Source organism: Acidovorax sp. SUPP3334 (genome assembly GCF_030159055.1).
In the GTDB taxonomy this organism is placed as follows: Bacteria; Pseudomonadota; Gammaproteobacteria; order Burkholderiales; family Burkholderiaceae_C; genus Paracidovorax.
Genome location: NZ_BQXQ01000007.1, coordinates 132,289 through 153,507 on the forward strand (window position 1 = coordinate 132,289; position 21,219 = coordinate 153,507).

General features: G+C 66.2%; 33 protein-coding genes and 1 pseudogene. 18 read left to right on the forward strand and 16 right to left on the reverse strand.

Annotation, left to right across the window (positions count from 1 at the left end; translation table 11 throughout):
- Positions 1-2: 2 nt before the first annotated feature.
- From AVHM3334_RS05700 to AVHM3334_RS05745, 10 genes are all read right to left on the reverse strand, one after another.
- Complete coding sequence (locus AVHM3334_RS05700) at positions 3-599, reverse strand: phage protein Gp27 family protein (RefSeq protein WP_284410414.1); 597 nt, start codon at positions 597-599, stop codon at positions 3-5.
- 7 nt (positions 600-606) lie between these two features.
- Positions 607-921 (reverse strand): hypothetical protein, encoded by a 315-nt coding sequence (locus AVHM3334_RS05705; RefSeq protein WP_284410417.1) that lies wholly within the window; start codon positions 919-921, stop codon positions 607-609.
- A complete protein-coding gene (locus AVHM3334_RS05710; RefSeq protein ID WP_284410419.1) occupies positions 918-1,310 on the reverse strand; it encodes a hypothetical protein in 393 nt (130 codons plus the stop codon). The genes AVHM3334_RS05705 and AVHM3334_RS05710 overlap by 4 nt, the downstream gene beginning before the upstream one ends.
- The gene (locus tag AVHM3334_RS05715; RefSeq protein ID WP_284410421.1) at positions 1,307-1,540 is read right to left on the reverse strand and encodes a TraR/DksA C4-type zinc finger protein; all 234 of its coding nucleotides are present in this window, start codon (positions 1,538-1,540) and stop codon (positions 1,307-1,309) included. Before AVHM3334_RS05715 ends, AVHM3334_RS05710 begins: the two co-directional genes overlap by 4 nt.
- Positions 1,541-1,645: 105 nt before the next feature.
- Complete coding sequence (locus tag AVHM3334_RS05720) at positions 1,646-2,062, reverse strand: hypothetical protein (RefSeq protein WP_284410422.1); 417 nt, start codon at positions 2,060-2,062, stop codon at positions 1,646-1,648.
- Positions 2,059-2,757, reverse strand: coding sequence for a transglycosylase SLT domain-containing protein (locus AVHM3334_RS05725; RefSeq protein ID WP_349816611.1), 699 nt, complete (start codon positions 2,755-2,757; stop codon positions 2,059-2,061). The genes AVHM3334_RS05720 and AVHM3334_RS05725 overlap by 4 nt, the downstream gene beginning before the upstream one ends.
- Positions 2,757-3,116, reverse strand: a complete 360-nt coding sequence (locus AVHM3334_RS05730) for a putative holin (protein WP_284410424.1) — start codon at positions 3,114-3,116, stop codon at positions 2,757-2,759. Before AVHM3334_RS05730 ends, AVHM3334_RS05725 begins: the two co-directional genes overlap by 1 nt.
- 93 nt (positions 3,117-3,209) lie before the next feature.
- Complete coding sequence (locus AVHM3334_RS05735; RefSeq protein ID WP_284410426.1) at positions 3,210-3,656, reverse strand: hypothetical protein; 447 nt, start codon at positions 3,654-3,656, stop codon at positions 3,210-3,212.
- On the reverse strand, positions 3,653-3,802 hold the full coding sequence (locus AVHM3334_RS05740; protein ID WP_284410428.1) for a hypothetical protein: 150 nt from the start codon (positions 3,800-3,802) through the stop codon (positions 3,653-3,655). The genes AVHM3334_RS05735 and AVHM3334_RS05740 overlap by 4 nt, the downstream gene beginning before the upstream one ends.
- Before the next feature lie 147 nt (positions 3,803-3,949).
- Positions 3,950-4,435 (reverse strand): helix-turn-helix domain-containing protein, encoded by a 486-nt coding sequence (locus AVHM3334_RS05745; protein ID WP_284410429.1) that lies wholly within the window; start codon positions 4,433-4,435, stop codon positions 3,950-3,952.
- A 48-nt stretch (positions 4,436-4,483) separates the two neighbouring features.
- Here AVHM3334_RS05745 and AVHM3334_RS05750 point away from each other — a divergent pair, with 48 nt between their 5' ends.
- Positions 4,484-4,732 (forward strand): helix-turn-helix domain-containing protein, encoded by a 249-nt coding sequence (locus AVHM3334_RS05750; RefSeq protein ID WP_272569185.1) that lies wholly within the window; start codon positions 4,484-4,486, stop codon positions 4,730-4,732.
- 54 nt (positions 4,733-4,786) lie between these two features.
- On the opposite strand, the gene AVHM3334_RS05755 is transcribed toward AVHM3334_RS05750, so the two are convergent.
- Positions 4,787-5,083, reverse strand: coding sequence for a hypothetical protein (locus AVHM3334_RS05755; protein WP_284410430.1), 297 nt, complete (start codon positions 5,081-5,083; stop codon positions 4,787-4,789).
- Between the two features lie 111 nt (positions 5,084-5,194).
- Between AVHM3334_RS05755 and AVHM3334_RS05760 the strand changes: the two genes are divergently transcribed.
- The 17 genes from AVHM3334_RS05760 (at position 5,195) to AVHM3334_RS05840 (ending at position 14,964) form a co-directional block, all read left to right on the forward strand.
- On the forward strand, positions 5,195-5,665 hold the full coding sequence (locus AVHM3334_RS05760) for a hypothetical protein (RefSeq protein ID WP_284410431.1): 471 nt from the start codon (positions 5,195-5,197) through the stop codon (positions 5,663-5,665).
- Between the two features lie 2 nt (positions 5,666-5,667).
- Positions 5,668-5,943 (forward strand): hypothetical protein, encoded by a 276-nt coding sequence (locus AVHM3334_RS05765; RefSeq protein WP_284410432.1) that lies wholly within the window; start codon positions 5,668-5,670, stop codon positions 5,941-5,943.
- Positions 5,940-6,269, forward strand: a complete 330-nt coding sequence (locus AVHM3334_RS05770) for an IclR family transcriptional regulator (RefSeq protein ID WP_284410434.1) — start codon at positions 5,940-5,942, stop codon at positions 6,267-6,269. Before AVHM3334_RS05765 ends, AVHM3334_RS05770 begins: the two co-directional genes overlap by 4 nt.
- Before the next feature lie 39 nt (positions 6,270-6,308).
- Positions 6,309-7,355, forward strand: coding sequence for a hypothetical protein (locus AVHM3334_RS05775; protein ID WP_284410436.1), 1,047 nt, complete (start codon positions 6,309-6,311; stop codon positions 7,353-7,355).
- Positions 7,356-7,381: 26 nt separating this feature from the next.
- Complete coding sequence (locus tag AVHM3334_RS05780; RefSeq protein ID WP_284410438.1) at positions 7,382-9,205, forward strand: hypothetical protein; 1,824 nt, start codon at positions 7,382-7,384, stop codon at positions 9,203-9,205.
- Between the two features lie 8 nt (positions 9,206-9,213).
- Positions 9,214-10,455, forward strand: a complete 1,242-nt coding sequence (locus AVHM3334_RS05785) for an ExeA family protein (protein WP_284410440.1) — start codon at positions 9,214-9,216, stop codon at positions 10,453-10,455.
- Positions 10,456-10,457: 2 nt separating this feature from the next.
- Complete coding sequence (locus tag AVHM3334_RS05790) at positions 10,458-10,880, forward strand: hypothetical protein (protein ID WP_284410441.1); 423 nt, start codon at positions 10,458-10,460, stop codon at positions 10,878-10,880.
- Entirely contained in the window at positions 10,877-11,029 is a 153-nt protein-coding gene (locus AVHM3334_RS05795; RefSeq protein WP_284410443.1) for a hypothetical protein, read from the forward strand. Before AVHM3334_RS05790 ends, AVHM3334_RS05795 begins: the two co-directional genes overlap by 4 nt.
- Positions 11,026-11,253: a hypothetical protein gene (locus tag AVHM3334_RS05800; RefSeq protein ID WP_284410444.1), complete on the forward strand. Its 228-nt coding sequence runs from the start codon at positions 11,026-11,028 to the stop codon at positions 11,251-11,253. The genes AVHM3334_RS05795 and AVHM3334_RS05800 overlap by 4 nt, the downstream gene beginning before the upstream one ends.
- On the forward strand, positions 11,253-11,510 hold the full coding sequence (locus AVHM3334_RS05805; RefSeq protein WP_284410446.1) for a hypothetical protein: 258 nt from the start codon (positions 11,253-11,255) through the stop codon (positions 11,508-11,510). The genes AVHM3334_RS05800 and AVHM3334_RS05805 overlap by 1 nt, the downstream gene beginning before the upstream one ends.
- A 19-nt stretch (positions 11,511-11,529) precedes the next feature.
- Positions 11,530-11,790 carry a hypothetical protein gene (locus tag AVHM3334_RS05810; RefSeq protein ID WP_284410448.1) on the forward strand — a complete coding sequence of 87 codons (261 nt, stop codon included), beginning with the start codon at positions 11,530-11,532 and terminating at the stop codon, positions 11,788-11,790.
- 9 nt (positions 11,791-11,799) lie between these two features.
- Positions 11,800-12,417: a DUF3164 family protein gene (locus AVHM3334_RS05815; protein ID WP_284410476.1), complete on the forward strand. Its 618-nt coding sequence runs from the start codon at positions 11,800-11,802 to the stop codon at positions 12,415-12,417.
- 41 nt (positions 12,418-12,458) lie between these two features.
- Positions 12,459-13,034, forward strand: a complete 576-nt coding sequence (locus AVHM3334_RS05820; protein ID WP_284410450.1) for a hypothetical protein — start codon at positions 12,459-12,461, stop codon at positions 13,032-13,034.
- Positions 13,031-13,465 (forward strand): hypothetical protein, encoded by a 435-nt coding sequence (locus AVHM3334_RS05825; protein ID WP_284410451.1) that lies wholly within the window; start codon positions 13,031-13,033, stop codon positions 13,463-13,465. The genes AVHM3334_RS05820 and AVHM3334_RS05825 overlap by 4 nt, the downstream gene beginning before the upstream one ends.
- A 147-nt stretch (positions 13,466-13,612) precedes the next feature.
- Positions 13,613-13,885, forward strand: coding sequence for an HU family DNA-binding protein (locus AVHM3334_RS05830; RefSeq protein WP_284410453.1), 273 nt, complete (start codon positions 13,613-13,615; stop codon positions 13,883-13,885).
- A gap of 60 nt (positions 13,886-13,945) precedes the next feature.
- Entirely contained in the window at positions 13,946-14,605 is a 660-nt protein-coding gene (locus tag AVHM3334_RS05835; protein WP_284410455.1) for a gp16 family protein, read from the forward strand.
- Positions 14,602-14,964, forward strand: coding sequence for a Mor transcription activator family protein (locus tag AVHM3334_RS05840; protein ID WP_284410457.1), 363 nt, complete (start codon positions 14,602-14,604; stop codon positions 14,962-14,964). Before AVHM3334_RS05835 ends, AVHM3334_RS05840 begins: the two co-directional genes overlap by 4 nt.
- 129 nt (positions 14,965-15,093) lie before the next feature.
- Here the strand turns inward: AVHM3334_RS05840 and AVHM3334_RS05845 are convergent.
- The 5 genes and pseudogenes from AVHM3334_RS05845 to AVHM3334_RS05865 all read right to left on the reverse strand — a co-directional run.
- A pseudogene (locus AVHM3334_RS05845) lies at positions 15,094-15,555 on the reverse strand (SDR family NAD(P)-dependent oxidoreductase); the annotation flags it as partial.
- Between the two features lie 133 nt (positions 15,556-15,688).
- Positions 15,689-16,480 (reverse strand): RluA family pseudouridine synthase, encoded by a 792-nt coding sequence (locus AVHM3334_RS05850; RefSeq protein WP_284410459.1) that lies wholly within the window; start codon positions 16,478-16,480, stop codon positions 15,689-15,691.
- Positions 16,470-18,698 carry a PAS domain-containing hybrid sensor histidine kinase/response regulator gene (locus tag AVHM3334_RS05855; RefSeq protein ID WP_284410461.1) on the reverse strand — a complete coding sequence of 743 codons (2,229 nt, stop codon included), beginning with the start codon at positions 18,696-18,698 and terminating at the stop codon, positions 16,470-16,472. The genes AVHM3334_RS05850 and AVHM3334_RS05855 overlap by 11 nt, the downstream gene beginning before the upstream one ends.
- Positions 18,699-18,923: 225 nt before the next feature.
- Positions 18,924-20,288 carry an MFS transporter gene (locus AVHM3334_RS05860; protein ID WP_284410463.1) on the reverse strand — a complete coding sequence of 455 codons (1,365 nt, stop codon included), beginning with the start codon at positions 20,286-20,288 and terminating at the stop codon, positions 18,924-18,926.
- Between the two features lie 83 nt (positions 20,289-20,371).
- On the reverse strand, positions 20,372-21,067 hold the full coding sequence (locus tag AVHM3334_RS05865) for a TipAS antibiotic-recognition domain-containing protein (protein ID WP_284410465.1): 696 nt from the start codon (positions 21,065-21,067) through the stop codon (positions 20,372-20,374).
- Positions 21,068-21,219 lie beyond the last annotated feature (152 nt).

Genomic DNA, 21,219 nt, shown 5'->3' on the forward strand with positions numbered 1-21,219 from the left:
GGTCATTCCTTGCCCAGCAGGATGCGGCGAATGCGCACCTCCATCTGCTCGCTCAGGCCATCGGCGCCGCGTAGTTCTTGAAGGCGGTCTTGCTGCTCGACGAGTTGCTGCTCGCGGGCGGCCTTGGCAATGCGAGCCTCCTCGTCGGCCTGGAACTTCTTCAGATTCACCGAGCTGCGTGTGAGCGTGGCGATGTTCTTGGCAGCGGCCGACAGCATGCTCACGCGCTCGGCGGGATCCATCGGATTTTCAGGGTCGCCACCGGCCTCCTGAATGTCCAGGATGGCTTCAAAAAGTTCGGTTTGAATCAGCGCGGTGAGGGCCTCGCTGCGGGCGTCTTTATCGTCCCCGGCCTGCGCCTGGATGATCTTGGCGGCTTCGGTGCTGGCGCGGATGGCCGCAAGCCGGCGATCCAGCTTGGAGCCGTAGCGGTGCAGCGCCGTGCGGCTGGGCAGTTGGCCCGCCTGTGCCTCGGCCGGAAAGCGTGCCTGCAGGTCGCGGATCATCTCGTCGAGGGTCTGCGCGCCGGTGGCGATCATGGCCTCGATGTACGTTTTGATGTCGGCCGGCAGGCGGCTCACGGTGCTCTTTCGTCCCATGCTCCGGTCACCAGTATTTGGCCGGGCGCGAGATGCCGGGCTCGCAGTCGATGGTGTACTCCGCCACGTCAGTGCCGAAGCGCGTCAGGTCTGCAAACCAGCGGCCGCTGGGCTGCTTGTCGAGCCTGACCAGGTGGCGGCCTCCCAGGTAGTCCAGCTCGCGGCGCAACTCCAACGGCGTGGCATCGGGGTACTCGCTTTGCGCGACAGACAGGATCGGGCCTTCAAACGCGCCGACGGGCCGTGCGTTGTTGAGCGTTAGCAAAATGAGCCAGCGCAGCGCTTCGCGCCGGATGCGTGCTTGGTCGATAACGGGGTTCATGGTCGGAGGCTTCCCTGGTTGATGATTCCGCGCAGTTGGGCGTTTTCGAGCTTGCCGGCCAGGCCATCGAGCTTGGCTTCGATGATCGACTGGCCGCGGATGTAGTCGTCGCGCATGACGTACTTCATGGGAAGCTCCGCAAACTGCTTGAGCATTTCGCGTTCGACGCGCTGCCACTGCAGCGTTTCTTCGCGGTTGACCTGTTCGATGCCGTCCAGGCGGTCGGTGAGTTGCTTGTGTTGGGCAGTACGAGCGCCCTCTTGCGTGGCAAAGCGCTCGTCCAGGTTCTTCTGCACCAAGTTCAGGAACATGTACGCCGCTGCGCTGCAAAAGCTCAGGAACCCGATCAGCAAGCCCACCAAGTGCCAAAAATCCACTGAGATGGTCATTGCCGTGTCTTTCGTTCCTGACGCGTTTGGCACGCCACACAGAATCTGCAGCCCGGCGCCGCCTGGCGCCGGGTCTCGGGAATGGTTTCGCCGCAGCCGCTCGCCTGGCAGACGGCGGCCGAGTCGGCAGCAGTCTTGCCGGCCAGGCCGGCCCTGCGGTGGTGGTCGCGCAGCGCATCGGCGAGCAATTCAGTCTCGTGCGCTTGTGCACGGTCAACGTCGTCAGTCAATGCAAACCCTCCCGTTCATCCCAGCGGATGCGATCAACAGTGCGACCTGCACAGATCGCGTAAAGGTCGTACATGCCCTTGAGGGCTGCTGCGACGGGGTCCACATCACCGGACTCCGGTGGCGCTGGTGGGGGCGTCGGGCACCGCACTCCCAATTCCGTCGGCAGCGGCTTGGGCAGCGCGGTCTCGGGCGGCCGAGAGGCCGCGCATGACGCCAGTAGGAAACACGCAGCCAGTCCGGCTGTCAGCCGTAGCGTTGAGTTCATGGGAAAGCTCCTGGGATGATTTCTGATCGGCTTGCTCGCGCAAGCTGACAGCGCGGCGCAGATCGCGGCTGACGGCCTTGGACTGCTTGATCAGGTCGGCATGGGCGCCGATCTGCTGAGTGAGCGACTGGACGGTCTCGGAGTCTTGGCGCCCCTTCTCGGCGGCCTTGCCCTGGCCGAACCCGTAGACATAGCCGCCGATGCCAACGGCCACCGAGAGCAACAGGCCGCCGATGGCCACTTCGGCGGCGCTCATAGGCCCAGCCCCCACTGCAGGTAGCGCGGCTGGATCACCACCAGGATGCGGTGGGGGTAGCCCAGGTTCTCCTTGCAGTGCAACGGGGCGCGGCGGGCCTTGCCGCAGGCCGCATCGACCTGCTCGCGTGTGGGGCGCTCAAGGCCCGTGGTGGCGGCCTCTTTCTGCCAGTGACCCAGGCCGCCGTTGTAGGAGCGCAAAGCCACCCACATCCGATCGCGCGGCGTGTAACGCGCCGGCGCGCGCTCGTACAGCCACTGGTCGTAGGTCACCAGAGCGCGCAGCGACCAGGCGGGGCTGAATGGCTCACGGCTGGAAAGCTCGGGATCGAGCGTGGCGATCCAGGTGACCGTGGCAGGCATGAACTGCGCCATGCCCTGCGCACCCACACGCGACACGGCATCGGCTTTCCAACCGCTTTCCTGGTGGACTTGCGCTGCGAATGCCGCGATGGGTGCATCCATGCCCCACACGGCCCGCGCCGTGCGGATCAGCATTGCGCGATAGGGCAGCGCCGCACGCGGCACATCGGAGGCGGATGCAACCTTTGGAACTGGCTGCGGCAGGGGCGTCTCCACCGTGGCGGCTGGCGTTGGTACTGCAGCCGCGGTCGGTACAGCGACAGGCTGCTCGCGCTGGCATGCCGCCAATGCCGCGGCCAGGGCCAAGCAACTGGCCATGCGGGACCAGCGCATCACAGCCCCGAAGCGATGCCGAGGACGACAGCGGCGACAACGACCGCACGCCGCATCATCGTGGCGGCATAGATGCGCGCGTAGGCCGGCACCACTGGGTAGTCCACATCGCCCTCGGGCTCGTCCGTACCGTAGCGCCAATCACGCACCAGATACCCATCGGGCCGTGCGTAGGGAAACAGCACGCGGTCGAGCCAATAGCCCAGCACCGAAGCCAACGCAATGAGCGAGGCTTTGTAGAGCGCCACGGGCAACTGGGCCGGAGACACCAAGGCGATCAGCACCAGCAGCACGACGGCCAGCAGCAGGAACAGGCTATTGCGCGGCGCGCGCAGCCCCAAAGGGATGAAGTCTTTCACGGGCAATCCTTGCAGGAACACGATGGTGGAAAGCCATCAGTTTTCCTGCGAAGGACTGCTAAGTCTTTGGAACTAGGACACTATTTGCGGCAGTTACAGCCGGGTGTTGAAGTCTGACCGGCTCAAGGCTTCGTCGGCCGCAATGCTGCGATCAAGACACAAAGCCTTGCAGCCTTCTTTCGCCACGGTCAGCGATCTGCCGTCGCGAGCAATGCTGAGATAGCAGGTCTGGCCGCTGGACATGTACCTGTCAGGAACACCCGAGCCCGAGTCGGGCACGGATACCAACACGTCGATGGTGTTGTTGTTTTGGACGCCTACAACTTTCAGCCCTTTGGCGTAACGATCCAGGCCCACGCACGCCTTCTTCACCTTGGGCCATGCTTCGGACACCACAGCATTGAGCGCAGGATCTAGTTTTTCCGGCATCTGCAGTTGCCCCTTGCTTGCGTCGCCGCATGCGGAGAATAGACAGAAGGCCGCCATCAATGCTCCCGCACGGATTATTTTCATCATTAGTCCTCCCTGTTTTTGGCTCATTTCTCCAGGGCCTCCAGCCTGTTCTTCAACGCCTGACAACTTGCGCAGTTCATGGTCACATGCGGCGGGAAGTGGATCACGTTGACCACGGTGACATTGCCTTGCACCACGCCCATCTGAACCGCCTTCTCCGCATTGTTGGTCAACCTAACGGGCCTCAATCTAACGGCGACCCACTCCATCCAATTCGGCATTCACACTCCCTCTTTCCCGTCATTGTGAATGCTTGTAACAAAACTATTGCGGGGAAATGTGCGGTAGGTGCCGGCTATTTTTCCTTCGACACCGCAGGCTCATGACCTCTTCGGCACTTTCACTTTGGCGCCCGCTGAGAAACCGATCTGCACGCCGCCCACTGCATTGTTGTTCATCGTGACATCGCGCATCTGCGTACCACTCACGGCGTCAGCCGCAGATGCACTTATCAAAGCACTTAAGGCCGCGCGCTTCACTTCCCGCGGTGCTTCACGGTAGTACGCAACCAGCGTTTCTTCCTCAGAACTCAGGCCGGTCGCTGTCACACGCCCTGACGCAATGAAGCCCACATCAGCGCCAGCGCGCGCCCAAGCGGCCAGCACTTTCAAGTTGGGATAGGCGGTTTCCCGCTCCCACGCCAACTGCGAACTTTTGGAGGCATCGCCCAGTGCCGCAAAAGCGGGCTGAGTCAGGCCGAGTCGCTCACGCTCCAGGCGGATGCGATCTCCAATATCAGTTTTCTGATCCATTTTTTCAAAAAAGCTCAGATTTCTGAGCCATAATCCATCCCAACACGTTTTCACACCACATCACCAGCGCCAACTGGTGACAACAAAACAGGACGCACCACCATGCCCCTAAAAACCCGTCAACAGGTCCGCAACGAGTTCGCCAGCCGTGGCTGGTCTTACTCGGACTGGGCCAAGCAGCGCGGCTATTCGGCCGCGCTGGTTTGCATGATCGTCAACGACGACGACCGGGCTCCCCAGCGCAAGTGCCTGCGGGGCGAAAGCCACAACATCGCCGTGGAACTGGGTCTCAAGCAGGGCCAGGTTTCGCGGCAGCAGGCCAAGCCCCGCATGCAGCTGGCGGCGGCATGAGCGGTATGTCCAGCAAGCATCTTACTGGCGCTCGTGCTCTGCGCCGCGCCCCTTTCACGGGCTCCCTGAGCCTGGAAGACCTGGGCGATACAGGTCTTGCACAGCGCGCAGTTCATCCCAACCCGGAATCGCGCCATCAATCGACGCTGCAATCTGGCGTAAGCCCTGCGCACTCATTGGACGATCAGGCTCCTCCCGCTCCATCTTGCCAGCCAACTGCCGCATCTCCGATGTCAGCGCGGAGGCCTCAATGATTCGCGCTCGGTGCAACTGTGCGACTAGTACGCCCAAGGCGCGGTATAGCGCGTCATCGCTGTCGCTGAGTCGGATGAAGTCTTCGTCGTTGTCCATTGCTAGCCCCTTGGCTTGTGGTGTTGGTGCCGGACTGTACGGCTCGCCAACCGCAGCGACGCGTGGCACAGCCGGCATTTGTTTGGACGCCGCTTCGCGGAGGTTCTTCCAATGAGCCGCCGCAACTGGAAACACCTGCGCGCCAACAGCTTGGTGCATGCGATGCGCCTGTGCAAAGAGTTCGCTCAGGAGCGCTGGAACCTTTCGGTGGAGCGCATCGCCGACCGCATGGGCGTGACCCACGACAGCCTCTACAAGTGGCTTGGAACCGGCCGCATGCCGGCCATCCTGGTGCCGGCCTACGAGCTGGCCTGCGGCTGCCACTACGTGACCGACTGGTATGCCGCCGCAGCCGGGCGCCTGGTGGTGCCCATGCCCACGGGCCGCGCGGTGGGCGAGGCCGAGTTGCTGGCGGTCAACAGCGGCTGCGCCGCGGCCCTGGCCCTGTTGACCACCTTCTACGCCGACCCGGCCCAGGCCGACACCGCCGCCACCTTGGAGGCGCTGCGCGCGCATCTGGAGCAGGTGGCCTTCCATCACCACAACGTGGCGCGCTGTGTCGCGCCGGATCTGGAGTTTTGACCATGCCCCTCGATTCCAACTGGGCCAGCGTGATGACGCCCGACTACGTGTATGTCGGCATCGTCAAGCGCGAAGAGTTCGACCGCATTGCCCTGCCGGAGACGGATCACGGCGCGGCCAACCCCGACCGCCCGCTGCTGACGAAGACGGCGCGCGACCCGAGCGGCTGCACCGTGGTGTTCCAGCACTGGTATGGCCCCACGCTCGCCGAGCGAGCGGCACAGGCCGCAGCCGCCGAAGCCTTGACCCGACTCGCCGCCGAACGGGTGCCTGCATGAGCGCCGACTACACCAACGCCGGCCAGCAGCGCCTGCTGCAGCTCATCGACCTGCTGGCCGGGCACGAGCTGCAGGGCCTGGCGAACGTGGAGGTGGCCAGCGCCCTGCGCTGCACCGCGCCTACCGCGCTGCGCGACCTTAACAACCTGCGCACGGCCGGCTGGGCCGAGCAGACGCCCCAGGGCCGCTGGCGCCTGGCGCCCCACGTGATCGAGATCAGCGAGCGCTATGCCGCCGGTGTGCGCGCCAACGTGCAGGGCCTGCTCGACACCACCCAGCGCTACGGCCAGGCCGCGGGCATCCGGGGCATGTTCGCCCCCCATTGAATCGCAGCCCAGAACCCTCGCAAACATTGAAAGCACGCCGTGAAAGACAGTACAGACCTCGTGACGAAAGACCTTTTAAGCGCGCCCGCAAAGCGCGGGCGCAAGGCTGCGCCCGTCGCCGTTCCGGTGGTGGTGGAGACGGACCTGGCGCCCGTGGCGCAGGCGGTGGCTGCGGCCGACCAGGCGTCGGCCATGCAGGCGGCCTATGGGCAGGAGCGCGACCTGCTGAACCAACTGCTGGGGCAGGCGCAGATGGCGGATGCGTTCAGCAAATTTTCCCTGACGGTCAGGACTTCCAAGTTGGCCTTCGTGAAGGAAAACAAGCTGTATCGTTCCCTCAAAGGTCAAAAAAGTCCTGACGGTCAGGAATTTTCAAAAGGCACATGGGAAGACTTCTGCCGCCTGCTCGGTCGTTCCGTTGCGCAAGTCGATGAAGACATCACGAACCTCAACACGCTTGGCGAAGAAGCCCTCGACTCCATGTCCCGCATGGGCATCGGCTACCGCGAGCTGCGCCAGTACCGCCGCCTGCCCGAAGACCAGAAACAAGCCCTGATCGAAGTCGCCAAGGCGGGCGACAAAGAGGGCTTCGTGGAACTGGCCGAAGAGATCATCGCCAGGCACGCCAAGGAGAAGGAAGCCCTGGAGGCCAAGGTGGGCGAAGCCGGCACTCAGCTCGCCGCCAAGGACCGCGTGCTGGCCGACAACGCCGCCAAGATGACCGAGCAGGCCCAGGCGCTGGAGCTGGCGCGCGGCGAGAAGTTCACCCCTCCGCCCGGCAGCGTGGCACGCACGAAGGCCGAGCAGACGCTGCTGTCATCCATCACCCTATCGACCAGCCGGGCCTACCTGCGCATGCATGCCGTGTTCACCGCCGCCGACGCGGCGCTGTCGGACAGCGGCGGCAATGCGCCCGAGGCGATCCAGCAGGTGGCGCGCCAGTCCATCGAGTTCCTGGCGCAGCAGCTGGCCGACATGGCGCAGGAGTTCGGCATCAGCGTGGACCTGGAAGCGCGCATTCGCCCGGACTGGCTGGACGAAGCAGCGCTGGCGGTCCTGGAAGCGCGCAACAGCACGGCGCAGTGACGCGCACTTCAACGCCCCTTTGAACCATGGATGCCATTCGTATGGAAGTCATCACCAACGCCGCCCACGAGGCCGCCGCTGCGGCGCATGGCGCGCGCGGCGCCATCGTGCAGCGCGCCGCCGCCCTGCTGGGCCTGTCCGCCCAGCGCACGCACACGCTGGTGGCGCAGGCTTCGCACCAACTGGGCCTGACCAAGCCGCGCAAGCGGCGGGTGGATGCGGGCGCATCGGCTATCACCAACGACGAGCTGGAGACCATCGCGGGCACCATCTTGCTCGACCGGCGCGCGGGCAAGTGGATGATTTCGCTGCAAGAGACCATCGACATGCTGCACGCGGCGGGCAAGGTGGCCACGCGCCTGTCGGCCAACCATGTCGCCCGGCTGCTGCGCCAGCGCGGCCTGGACGGGCGCAGCCTGGCACAGCCCACGCCGCACGTGCGCATGCGCACCGAACACATCAATGCGGTGTGGCAGGTGGATGCCTCGGTGTGCGTGCTGTACCGCGCGCCCAGCGGCGAGTTGCAGTTGCTGGACGTGGACGGCGTGCACTACAAGAACAAGCCGGCCAACCTGGTGCAGGTGATCGACAAGCTGTTGGTGCGGTTCGTTGCGGCCGAGCATGCCAGCGGCGCCAAGGCGGTGCGCTTTTACGTGGGCGGCGAGACGACCGGGAACGCGCTGGATTTCCTGATGTGGGCGATGACGCAGCGCCAGGACGCCAAGGGCACTGCGATGCCGCTGCACGGCGTGCCCACGATGCTCTACACCGACCAGGGCGGGTGCTTCAAGAGTGCGCCGTTTCGCAACTTCTGCAGTGCGATGAACATCCGCCAGCAGTGGCACAAGCCGCGCAACAGCCGGGCGACCGGGTCCGCCGAGAACACGCAGAACGTGTTCGAGCGGGGGTTCGAGTCGCGCCTGCGATTCATGGACCGGGCGCAGATCACGGTGCCGATGCTCAATGCCTTGGCCGAGCTGTGGATGCATGCCTACAACGGCACGCACGTGCACAGCCGCCACAACATGGCCCCCTATGCGGCCTGGAGCACGATCGGCCCGGAACACCTGCGCGTGGCCCCCGCGATGGAGATCATGCGCGAGCTGCCCGTGAGCCTGGCCGAGACGCGCACGGTGACGGGCAACCTGCGCGTGAGCTTTGCCACCCGGGGCCTGCGCAGCCGCGAATACGACGTGCGCTACGTGCCTGGCGTGTCGGTGGGAGACAAGGTGCTGGTGTGCATCAACCCGCTGGCGGCACCCGCTGTGCGCGTGGGCGTCACCAACCGCGAGACGGGCGAGATCGCGTGGCATGAGGTGCAGCCTGCGGCCAAGGGCTGGATGGGCTACGACGCTGACGCCCCGGTGCTGGAAAAGGGTGAGTTCAAGGCCATGCCTGCCACGCCGGCCGATGACCGCCGTGCACGCATCGCGGCCCAGGCATTCGCCCGCGATGGCTTGCCTGCCACGCCCACGCAGGTGCAGGCGGCTGTCAGGTCGGGTGCGGCGCCCTATCTGGGTCAGTTCGACCCGTTCGCGGACATCAAGGCCAAGGCGGACAGTCTGCCGCACTTTCTGCAGCAGCGCGGCACGCCCCATGAAGCAATGGCACCCCGCGTGGAGCCCGAGCGCATGTCGGTGGCCGCGGCCTGCCAGTACATGCGGCAGGCGCTGGGCGACCTGTACGACCCTGGCACTTACGCTTGGCTGGCGCAAAAGCATGGCGATGCCGGTGTGTCGCGCGACGTGGCCGATGGCCTGGTGGCCGCGCGTCGCCAAGCCATGGAGCCAGTCGATGTGCCGGCCATGCCGGTGCCAACCGGCCTGCGCGCCGTGGGGGGCGGCCGATGAAGCGCGCCGTGCCCTCTGTGGCAACCGCTACCACCACGCTGTCGCTGGCCTCGGTCCTGGCCGCGCATGCGATCAGCCAGGCGGACCTGGCCCGAGCCATCGGGCTGTCGAGCGCCTCGGTGTGCCTGATCGTCAAGTACGGCCGGTTGCCGGTGCGCAACCCCGCTGATGTATGGCGCCGCGTACTCGACTGCCTGGCCGCACGCGGTGTGCCATCCCAAGTTTTGCAGGCATTGCAAGCCCGCAATGAAGTTGACCCCGCCAGGTTACAGCCTGGCGAGGTCGCCCCCGAAGCCCAGAAACCAACCGAAACCCCAGAGGAGGAATCTATGTTAATCCCTAAACCGGCCCTGACCCTGCAGGCCGTGGAGCAGTTCAGGCTGCACCTGCGCAACCCCTTTGAGGGGGAGGTGCAGACGGATGCCGACATGTTCACCAGCGGCGAGATCGCCTACATCCACCAGGCGGCCTGGCAGGCCGCCATCGGCGGCAACATGGTGGCGGTGGTCGGCGAGAGCGGCGCGGGCAAGACGACCATGCTGGACGCAATGCGCGACAAGATCGTGCGCGAGCGCCTGCCTGTGGTGTGCATCCGGCCCAGCGTGGCGGCCATGGATGACAGTGAGGGCAAGGGCACCCCCTTGCGCACCGCCGACCTGTATACGGCCATTGCCTACGCGTTGGACAAGAAGGCCCGTGTGCCGCAAGGCGCCCAGCAGCGCAGCCAGTTCGTGCGCGAGTTGCTGGAAAAAAGCACCCTGCAGGAGCATCGGCACCTGCTGATCATCGAAGAGGCGCACGCCACGCCCACTGTGACGCTGAACCAGCTCAAGCGCCTGAACGAGGAAATGCGCCTGGGGCGCCAGCCCATGCTGGGCGTGCTGCTGATGGGCCACCCCGAGTTGGAGAAGAAGCTAACGCGCCACGACGTGCGCGAGAGCATGCAGCGCGCCAGCATCGTGCGCCTGGGCCCGTTGGAGTCGCATCTGAGCGCTTACCTGCAGCACCGCGTCAAGGCGGCAGGGCGCGCCCTGGACGAGTTCCTGACGCCTGAGGGCGTCGATGAATTGCGTACGCGCCTGACGGTGCAGCGCGGCGGGCGCAGCGCCCCTTTGTCGATGCTGTACCCGCTGAACGTGAACAACTGGGTGACGCTGTGCCTGAACACCGCCGCGGCCCTGGGTGCGCCGCGTGTGGACCGCGACGTGGTGCGTGTGGCGCAGCCCGATGTGCTGCAGGCGGAAGGCTGACCATGACCACCCCATTGCACGACGAAATCGCCGCGCTGCGAGCCATCCGCGCGAATGACCATGGATTGACGCTGTTTGGCTGCGCCTTCGGCAGCGCCCCGGATGAGCTTTCTCCCGTTGGTGGTGCTCAGTACCCGTTCTACATTGAACTCGCCGATCAGGCGCAGCTGCGCCTGATCCTGGATGGCTACAGCGCGCTGGGCCTGCCTTCGGGCAGCGATGCTTTCGACGATGAGCGCTGGCATGCCATGACGATGACGTTCGCCGCGCCAGCCACGCGCCGTGGCTACAGGTATCTCGCCCAGGTAGCGCGCATCCTGGTGAGTGGTAACGCAGTCCATATGGGGGACGGCTACCGGGTGAAGCTGGCATGGCTGCTTGCGAACCCGAAGCAGGCCGAGCCCTGGTATCTGGAGGAGGCATGAGCATGCGCAGCTACCTCATTCTCATCAGCATGGACGATGGCAGCCGCGGCCACATGCGGGGGCAGTTCCGCTCCGACTGCGAAGCCATCATCAGCGCGCTGTACCTTGAAGGTGTGGTGTCTGTCGTACCCCGCCGGGAGGTCCCATGAAGGTGCGCCGCTATCCCCGAATCCCCCTCGTCGTCGTGCTGAGCGCGTTGGTCCTGGTGCTGACGACGGCGCTGGTGATCGCTGCGGCGGAAATCTACAAGCTGGACACCCGCATGGATCGCATTCACCTGCAGGGCATGGCCGTGGGCCAGCAGATGTGCCTTGGCATCCGCCCCGAGCTGGACCGGCTCCCGGCCCGCCGCATCGGTGGAGGGCTGCTCTGATGACCGAAAGCACGACCATCGATATCGACCGCGCCGAAGCGCATGAGCGCGTGATGGTGCTCTCCCTGTCCATCCAGCAATGCCTCGCGGAAAAGGCGGAACTGGTGGATATCACGCTGGATGCGCTGCTCGCCACCTACCTCACGGTTGCCCAGCAAACGGGGCGGCTGCACGAAACCCCCGAGGTGCTGCTGCGCACGGTGGAGTCGATAGCCAAGGCCCTGGGCGCTGGCATCGACATTCCCCCCCGGCACTGAGTCTCTGAAAGGAAAAACCATGTCCAACGACTTCACAACGGCCGACCTGCAGAACGAAGCAGGCGCCCTCGCTGCCGAAATCATCGACCGGGTGCTGCGGCAGGCAGAGCCGCGACGCACCGTGGTGGTACTGGAGGCCCTGGTGATGCTCTATCGCATCCACGTGCAATCCCTGTCGCCCCACGGCATCGGCGTGTGCGCCATGACCCTGGGCCAACTGGCAGGCGAGATGCTCCAAGCCTCCACCGCCACCCCAACCGGCTCCACCGCTGTCCATTGAAAGGAACCCATCGTGGCAGACCATATCCCCGACGGCTATCTGCGCAACGCGCAGGGCCACCTCGTACCCATCGAAATGGTGAAACCCGTGGACCAGGAGCGCGACCGGCTGGTGCGTGAACTGGTCGCCATCGCCAAGCGCCTCAACGCCCTGCTGGTCGAAAACAAGGCCAAGATTTTCGGCGACGTGGCCGCATTCGCGGAACTGAGCGCCGAGCAGTACGGCGTCAAGCGCGGCGGCTCGAAAGGCAACATCACCTTGCACACGTTCGACGGCGCCTACAAGCTCCAGGTCGCCACGGCCGAGGCCATCACGTTCGACGAGCGCCTGCAGGCGGCCAAAGCGTTGATCGACGAATGCATCAACGAGTGGGCGCAGGGGAGCCGCCCCGAGATCATGGTGCTGGTGCAGCAGGCGTTCCAGACCGACAAGGAAGGCAACCTCAACGTGGGCCGCATCCTGGCGTTGCGCCGGCTGGAGATCAAGGACGACCGCTGGAAGGAAGCGATGACGGCCATCGGCGAGTCCGTTCAGGTGATCGGCACCAAGCAATACATCCGGTTCTACGAGCGCATCGGCACGACCGACCGCTATGCACCGATTCCCCTGGACATGGTGGCCGTATGAACGCTACCTACACCCCACGCGAGAATTCCGTCGCCTGGAAGGTGGCCCAGTTCCTGCAGGCGCACTCCGAAGAGAAACTGGACGCCGATCTGATCGCCGCCAAATGCGACTGTGATCGCCGCAACATTCACACGCTGCTCGGCCCCGCCGTCCAGGCCGGCCTGTTGACGCGCGCCGAGGACCTCGAGAGCGGCGAGCTGGTCTACCGCGCCGGCAAGGTCGCCCTGAATGTGCCGGAGCAGCCTGGCAGCGGCGGTTTTCACGGATGGCTGGAGCGCAAGGGCATCGCGTCGGCCGAAGGGCGCGCCGTGCCCCGCAGTGAGTCATCCGCCCCGCCGCCTACGGCTCCGGCTCCGCAGGCCAGAAAGCAATCTCCGCGCTTCACCATGGATGCGCGCGCAGTGCCCATCGAAAAGGGCGTACCCCTTCCATCAGGGGTCAAGGTGATGGATTGGTCGCCCCTGCTGGACAAGCTGGAGCCGGGCGATTCGTTCCTCGTTCCTTATGCCGCCCGGTCTTCAATCAGCACCGCCGTGAAGGCCTACAAAGACGCGACGGGCAAGACCCTTGCGACCCGCACGCTCGAAGCCGGTATCCGGGTTTGGAGGACCAAATGACCAACAACCCTTTCAAGGCCGGCGTGTATGACGGCGTGCCGACCTATCACGTCACGGCGGACGACCGCCTTCGCGTTGTGGGCTCTTTTGAACGGGCTTATTGCGCTGCGGCGCTGCTAGTGCCTGGCCTGCAGAAGACCGTGGCGAGCGCTGTGCATCGCCGCATCCGCCATCTGGACAGGGTGGCTACGGTGGTGACCTTTGAGGACCACGGCCAGGATTTCCTGCGCTGGGAACTGGATGCAAAGGGCACGGTGATTGGGTGCGAGCCCTTCCAGGCGTCGATATGGTGCGGCAACGTGGTCATCGATCACGAGAAGCTGGTGGTGGGCGACACGCTGCGCTACAAGACCCCTGGTGACGCGAGCTCGACCGACAGCATTCGCTACCCCTTGGTACGCATCGAGCGCAAGGAAGGCGGCGCCGCATGACCCTCTGACGGATGACACGTGGCAAGCGGTGGGTGCCACGGCCTTTCCAGGGCCGCAACTGCCGCAGGTCGGGGCGTTTCCAGTTCGCTGACCGATCCGGTTCCAGGTGCCGTTCACCGGGATTTCTCCAACTCTTGAAAGTAGCGAATGAACAAGACCGAATTGATCGAAAACGTGGCTGACCAGGCCGGCATTACCAAAGTGGCTGCGGGCGCTGCCCTGGAGGCTGCTTTGGCGTCCATCCGGGACACATTGAAACGAGGCGACAGCGTGACCCTGGTGGGCTTCGGCTCCTTCTCGGTGACCAAGCGGGCGGCCCGCATGGGCCGCAATCCGAAGACGGGCGAGGCCCTCAAGATCAAGGCCAGCATGGCACCGAAGTTCACCGCGGGCAAGCCGCTGAAGGATGCGCTGAACTGAGCCAGCCGGCTTTCTGCTGCCCCTGTTGGGGGCAGTGGTGAGCCACCTGGAGCACCGTCAATGATCCCCGCCAAAACCGCTTCCAATGCCCGCCGCACCACATTGATCAAGTTGATCCAGGTGGCGCGGCGCGATCTCGGCCGTCTGTCCGGTCTCGACGATCTTGCCTACCGCGACATCCTGCGCATGATCGGAGGGTCTGAATCGCTCGCCGCGATGGATGTGCCTAGCATGGAGCGGGTGCTGGCGCACATGAAAAGCAAGGGCTTCGTGGTTCGTCCGAAGGCCGGGGACCGGCCGCAGACCATCAACCGGGACGCCAGTAAAGTGCGCGCGCTGTGGCTCTTCCTGCATGCGTTGGGCGAGGTGAGCGATCCATCGGAGAAGGCGCTGGCCGCTTACGTCAAGCGCATCGCCTATGTGGACGATCTGCGCTGGGCGCGTGACGACAAGATCGAGAAGCTCATCGAGACCCTGAAGAAATGGACCATGCGCCGCCTACCTGCCGCCGTGGCCGCTCTGCGCCAGGAAGTCATCGCGGCACATCGCGCTTCACCTTTGTCGCCAGCGCGGGCGGAACTGGCATTGCAAGCGCAGCGCTATTTGATCCGGGGCCAGGGCTTCGATATGCACTGGTGGGCCTGGGAATGCCTCATGGGGGCGCTGGAGCGGCCCATTGCGGCTGATCTGACTGCTCTCAAGCCACAGGAGGCGGTATGAGCCAAGAATCCCGCATGTCAGAGCGGCGCAACGAATTGCTGGAAGACTTGGTTCGCTTGGTCAGCCACTTGTTGCTTGAATACGGCCTGCCAGAAGTCGCTGCAAGCCTGGTGGCCCACGCGCTTGCGGATCATGTCGCAGACCATTGGGGCGGCCAACTGATCTCGTTCCCGAAGGATCAGCGGCGGAAGCTGTGTTTGTTGGAGATCGAGATCTACCGCCAATTCACTGGCGGAAATTATGGAGAGTTGGCTTTGAAGTACGGCATGGGCGAGCGTGGCATGCGTAAACTCCTCAGCCGGGTGAAGGCGCGTCTCGCCAAACAATCGAACGACGATCAGATGCAGTTGCCGGTCTGATGCCCAGGATGGTTTGCAATTACATCCACTGCAAGCCGATTACATTGCTCCGTTCCAGCCGATTCCCCAACGTTCCCCAAAATCCCATTTTTCGCAGCGTTGTTGTTGGGTTTATCTCAACTCCCTTCATGCTTGAGATGCCATGGCCCGGCGACCGAGGCCAGATGACACATTGAGCACCTTGCGCGGCACCGGCCAGTTCTCGGTGGCACCCAGGAAGGCACCGCTCAGCTGCATCGGCGCTTCCAGCCCCACGCGCAGCGCATGGGCCAGATCGGCCGGATCGCTGCCGGAGAGCGGGGCGATGCGTGGGACCACGCCGGCGTTGTTGATGAGGGTGGCACTCGCATACTGCCCGGCCGGGGCGTTGGCCAGCCAGGCGCGCAGCCGGGCGGCGGCGTGCAGACCTTGCGACAGGTCCTGCTCCCACTGCTCCAGCGTGGCGCCGGCTTGCGCGGCTTCGGCGGCCAGTTCGGCATTGGTGGTGCGAGAAAGGGTGAGCAGCGCATGGCCGGGCTTGAGCAGCAGGCGGGCCATGGCCCGCCCCATGCCGCGCGAGGCGCCCGTCAGGATCGTGAGGTGTTGAGGCATCCGGCGATGGTACTGCGCGGCCCGCGCGCACGGCACAGGGGGCGGCCAAGGCGCTCCCAGTTTCCGCAGTTCAGCATGCTATGAAAATAATAGCTATACCCCCTAGTGTTGATTGTGCTGGAAGCCTGAAACACTAAAAGGGTGCAGGCCGTGAAAACGCCATCGGTTGCCCGGTGCGCGGGTGCGTGAACGCGATCTGGCGCGCATGCAGCAAAAGGCGCGGGGCGCGGGCCTGGACCGCTGGGTCGGCATACAGCGCATCCCCCAGGATCGGGTGGCCGATGGCGGCCAAGTGCACGCGCAACTGGTGCGTGCGGCCGGTGACGGGCTGCAGTTCCACGCGGGTGGTCTGCGCAGTGCAGTCATGGGCCAGCGCGCGCCACCGCGTGAGGCTCGGCTTGCCGGCGGCGGCATCGATCACGCGCAGCGGCCGGCGGTCCCAGTCGGCCGCGATCGGCAGGTCGATGGTGTTCCAGACCTCAGAGGCTGTATCGGCGTTGTCGGGCAACTGCCTGTCGGGTGTTTGCGTGTCGGGTGGTTGGGTGTCTGATGGGTGCGTGTCGGGCCGCTGCGCGAGGGGCAGGCCCTGCACGACCGCTTCGTAGCGCTTGTCCACCCGCCGCTCGGCGAACGCATCGCCCAGCGCGCGCTGCGCCTGGGCATGGCGGGCCATGAGCACGATGCCCGAGGTGGCCTGGTCCAGCCGGTGCACCACCAGCGCTTCGGGCCACCGGGCCAGGGCGCGGGCGCTCAGGCAGTCCTGCTTGTCGGGGCCGCGCCCGGGAACGCACAGCAGGCCGCAGGGCTTGTGCAGCACGAGCAGGTCATCGTCGGCAAACAGGCATTCGCATTCGGAAGCGCTTTGGGAGTTGTCAAGCGATGCGTCGGCGAAGACGTGGCCGGCCGCAGGGGCCTCAGCTGCCATTGCCCAGGCCGCTGGGCGTGCCTTGCGCAGGCATCTCTGCGCTGCCATGCACCAGTTGGTGCACGGTGGCGCAAAGCTCTTCCACGTCGTTGGGCTTGTGGATGAGGGCGTTGGCGCCTTCCGCCAGGGCCGATTGCTCGATTTCCGCCGTCACGTGGCCCGAGGCCAGAGCGACGGGCAGGTCGGGGCGGATGCGCTTGGCCTCGCGCACCAGATCGACGCCGCAGTAGCCGGGCATGTTGTAGTCGGTCACCAGCAGGTCGTAGGCGGCGGGGTCGGCGCGCAGGGCCTCGGTGGCCTCGTGCGGGTCGGTGAAGCCGGTCACCTGGTAGCCGCGCCGGCGCAGCAGGCGGCGCACCAAAAACACCAGCGCCTCGTCGTCGTCCACGTACATGACGTGGCGCAGGCGCGCATCGGCCGGCTGGGCCGGCTGGGCCTGCACAGGCGCGGCAGTGGCGGGCAACTGGGGCGCGGCGCTGGGCACGGAGTCGGGCGCGATGGGAAAGTACAGCGTGAAGCGGCTGCCTTCGCCCGGGACGCTGTGTACGTCGACCGCGCCGCTGTGCGTGCGCATCACGCCGTGTACCACGGCAAGGCCCAGGCCCGTGCCCTGGCCTACCGGCTTGGTGGTGAAGAAGGGCTCGAAGATGCGCTGCTGCGTGGCCGCGTCGATGCCAGGGCCGTTGTCCACCACGGTCAGGGCCACGTATTCGCCCAGGGGCAGGCCCAGCCGTTCGCACAGGCGCAGGTCGGGTTCGAGGGCGGAGGCTTCCACGCACACGGTGCCGCGGGACTCGCCGATCGCGTGGATGGCGTTGGTGCACAGGTTGAGCAGTGCCTGCTCCACCTGCGTGGCGTCGGCCAGCACGGGCGGCAGCTCGCCGTCCAGCCGCACGCGCAGTTCGATGGCGGGCGGCAAGGTCACGCGCAGCAGGCGCTCGGTGTCGTGCACGGCGTCGTGCACGCTCACGGCGGTGCGCTGCGGGGGCTCGTTGCGGCTGAAGGTGAGGATCTGGCGCACCAGGTCGCGCGCGCGGCGCCCGGCCTTGTCGATCTCGTGCAGGCTCTCCAGCACGGGCGAGCCGGCGCCGCAATCGGCCTTGGCCAGTTCGACGTTGCCCAGGATGGCGCTCAGGATGTTGTTGAAGTCGTGCGCGATGCCGCCGGCCATGGTGCCCACGGCCTGCATCTTGTGCGATTCGCGCAGTTGGGCTTCCAGTCCGCTGCGGTGGGCTTCGGCTTTCTTGCGCCCCGTGAGGTCGCGCGCGAAGACCGTGGTGGTCTCGCCCTCGGCATGGCGTTCGAACGACATGCTCACTTCCACGGCCAGTTCCTTGCCGCTGGCGGTGTGCGCCACCATCTCGCCCAGCACGGCCTGCGTGGTGAGCTGCGCGAACGCCAGCGCCTGGGCCGCGTCGGGCAGAAAACGCTCCAGCGGGCTGCCCATGGCGTCGGCGGTGGCGCACTGGAACAGCGCCGCGGCGGTGGGGTTGAAGACGGTGATGCGCTGGTAGCGGTCCACGCAGAGGATGGCGTCCAGCGCGGAGTTGATGACGGCCTCCAGCCGGCGCTCGCTGGCGTGCAGCTGGGCGTTGCGCTCCTGCAGGGCCTGCGCGCTTTGCTGCAGCGCCTGGCGCTCGGTCAGCAGCGGGCCCTGGTCGATCACCGCGCACAGGAACTGCAGCAGCGGCGGGCCGCTTTCCTGCGGGGCCTCGATGCGGGCGATGTGCAGATCGCCCGTGATGTTGCTGTTGCCGTCCGCAGCGCCGACCTGAAAGACCACTTCGGTGGCCTCGCTGTGGCCGTGCTCGCGCGCCTGGGCGAAGGCCTCGCGCACCCGGTCGGCATCGGCCGCGCTCACGAAGGGCATCAGCGAGGTGACGGGGCGGTCGGCTTCGGTGGGTTGAAACGACCGGTGCGCCATCGAATTGGCCTGCACCACGATGTCGTGCTCGTCCAGGACCATGAGCGAAAGGGGCACGCTGGCGAACAGCGTTTCGAAACGCTCCGAGGCGCTCTCGGCCGCGGTCTGGCTGTAGCGCAGCACCTTGTTCTGCACCTCCAGCTCGGCCTGGTAGGCGCGCAGTTCGCCGATGAGGGCGGCCACGGGGCCTTCGGCCCGGTGCGCGGGCGGGGGCACGGGGTGTTCGGGCGGCGACGGCTCGGGGGGGGGCTCCGAACCGGGGGGCAGGAGAAGCGAAAGATCAGGACGGCTCATGGGCGAGGCAGCGACGGCAGGCAGCGGCAGCGGCGCCAGCGCCGCACGGAAGGGGACCAGTGTACGCCCGCCCTCCGGTACCGGCCAGCCAGAAGCCTGCGGCGAATACGTGGCTTGCGCCCGGTGCCTCGGCGCAGCGCTTGTCCGCCATCCGCGAGCGTTCGCTGCGCCACGCCGCGCCAAGTCATACCACGCCGCTGCGTGCGTGCGAGCAAGCGGTGCGGTTCAGCGGGCCGCCGGGCCGGGTGCGTCGTTCACTTGGCGCAGCGGCGTGAGCAGGAAGGCCAGCGCCGCCACGACGACCAGCGCGCCGCCGCAGCCCGCGAACAACTGGGCCAGCGTGATGCCCCTCATCACCCATCCCGTGACGGCGGCGGAAATCGGCGCCAGGCCCATGAAAATGAACATGAACAGCGCCATCGCCCGGCCGATCAGCGCCGGTGGCACCCGCTGCTGGATCCACGTGAAGATGCGCACCTGCATGAAGCCGCCCAGCAGGCCGATGGCCAGCATGAGCGCAATGCCTTGCCAGAGCGCGCCGATCACGCCCATGGGGATGAACAGCAGGCCGATGGTGGCGTCGAACGCCAGCAGTGTCATTCCCAGGCTGCCCCAGCGCAGGCGCGGCAGCATGCCCGAGGCCACCATGCCTGCCAGCGTGCCCGCACCGTGCGCCCCGACCAGCGTGCCGAACGCGGCGGCGCCCAGGTGGGGCAGGCTGCTGGCCAGCACCGGCATGGCGATGTGCAGCGGGCCCATGATGAGCACCGCCACCGCGCTCCAGTAGAGAAAGCAGGTGCGCAGTTCGCGGTCGCGCCAGAAGTGCGCCAGACCCTGTGCCACCGAGGCCAGCACCGCAGGCGCGGCGGTGCCGTCGGGGCGGGCGGGGCGGGCGGACGGGGCCGGCACCGCTGGCAGCAGGCGCACCTTGGACAGCGTCCAGGCCGAAAGGCCGAAGCTGAGCGCATCGAGCCCGAAGGCGACGCCGATGCCGGTCGCGTTGGCCATGGCGTTGCCCACCGCGCCGGCGCTGGTGCCGCCCGCGCCCCCGCCCCCGTTGGTGCCGTCGCCGAACAGGGCGATCAGCAACCCGGCCAGTAGCGGGCCGAGGAACATCGTGAACTGGCGGATGCCCATGCTGATGCCGTTGGCGGCCTGCAGCTGCGTGCGTGGCACCACGTGGGGCAGCATGGCCGTGCCGGCCGGAATGCTGAAGGCGGTGGCCAGGCCGATGGCCAGCGACAGCGCATAGACCATCCACAGCGTGAGCGCGCCGGTCAGCACCAGCGCGCTGAGCACGCCCAGCAAGGCCAGGTTGGCGTATTTGGTGAGCATCAGCACCTGCTTGGGCGAGTGGCGGTCCACCAGCGCGCCGCCGACCAGGATGAACAGCGCGCGCGGCACGCTCATGAGGGCCAGCACCGTTCCGAGCACCAGCGTGTCGCCGGTCATCTGCAGCACGAGCCAGGGCAGGGCGATGAGCGTGAACTGGTCGCCCAGCATGGTGAGGGCCGTGCCGCTGAGCATCCAGCGGAAGTCGGGGTTCCGGAACAGCGCGGCGCGCGGGTCGTTGGGCGGTGAAGGTGGCATGGGGTCGGTCCGTGGGCTGCACGAGGGGCAGCGATAGGGGCCGACTGTGAAGCCTCACGCAACGTGAGGGTCAAGCGGTTTTTTCAGGCCGACGGCGCCATCGCCGGCTGGCGCGGCACGGCCTGCAGGTAGTTGCGAACGGGCTCGCTCAGCGGGGAGCCGGCGCGCAGCAATGGCTCGCTGGCCGATGCGCGCATCAGCTTGGCGCGCAGCGCGGCGTCGTTGCGGCACAGGGTGCCGAACAGCGTGTCCCACTGTCCGGCGGCATCCCGCGCGCGGGGATGGCCCGGGGGAATGCCTTCGGCCAGCAGAAGCTGTACCTGCTGCTCCAGCGCCTGCCATTGCGTGTGGTGCACGTGGCCCAGCTGGCGCAGGTCGTCGCGGTCCAGGTAGCGCAGCAGCAGGTCCATGCGCAGCTCTATGGCGGATTCGATGTAGCGGATCATGTCGCCGGGCGGCGCATGGTTGCGGCCCTGGGTGCTGGGCTCGGTGCGGAACATGTGGCCCCAGCGTTCGAGCAGGTCCACGTCGCCGCCCATCCAGTGCAGCATGAGCGCCATCCAGCGGTAGGCCAGTGCCTGTACCGCGGGCGTGTCGAACGGCAGGCCCTCGTCCATGGCCTGGCGCACCTGGTCCTTGACGATCAGCCAGTCGGCTTCGATCCGGTTCCAGCTGGAGAAGATGTGCTTGAGTTCGGCCGCGCTGAAGTGCTTGCCGTAGGTGGCCATGAGCGCCAGCGCCTGCAGCCAGTTGCCCATGTCGGGTTCGGCGCCGGCCACCAGCCCATCGCGCAGCAGGGCTAGGTGTGATGTCTCAATAGGTTGTTCACCCGAATGGGTCTGGGAAACTGGAGTTAACACGCTTCAGAGTCACAGAGGGATCCCACCGGATGAACAGCCATAAGAATGCCAGATTGACATTGGAAGGTCGC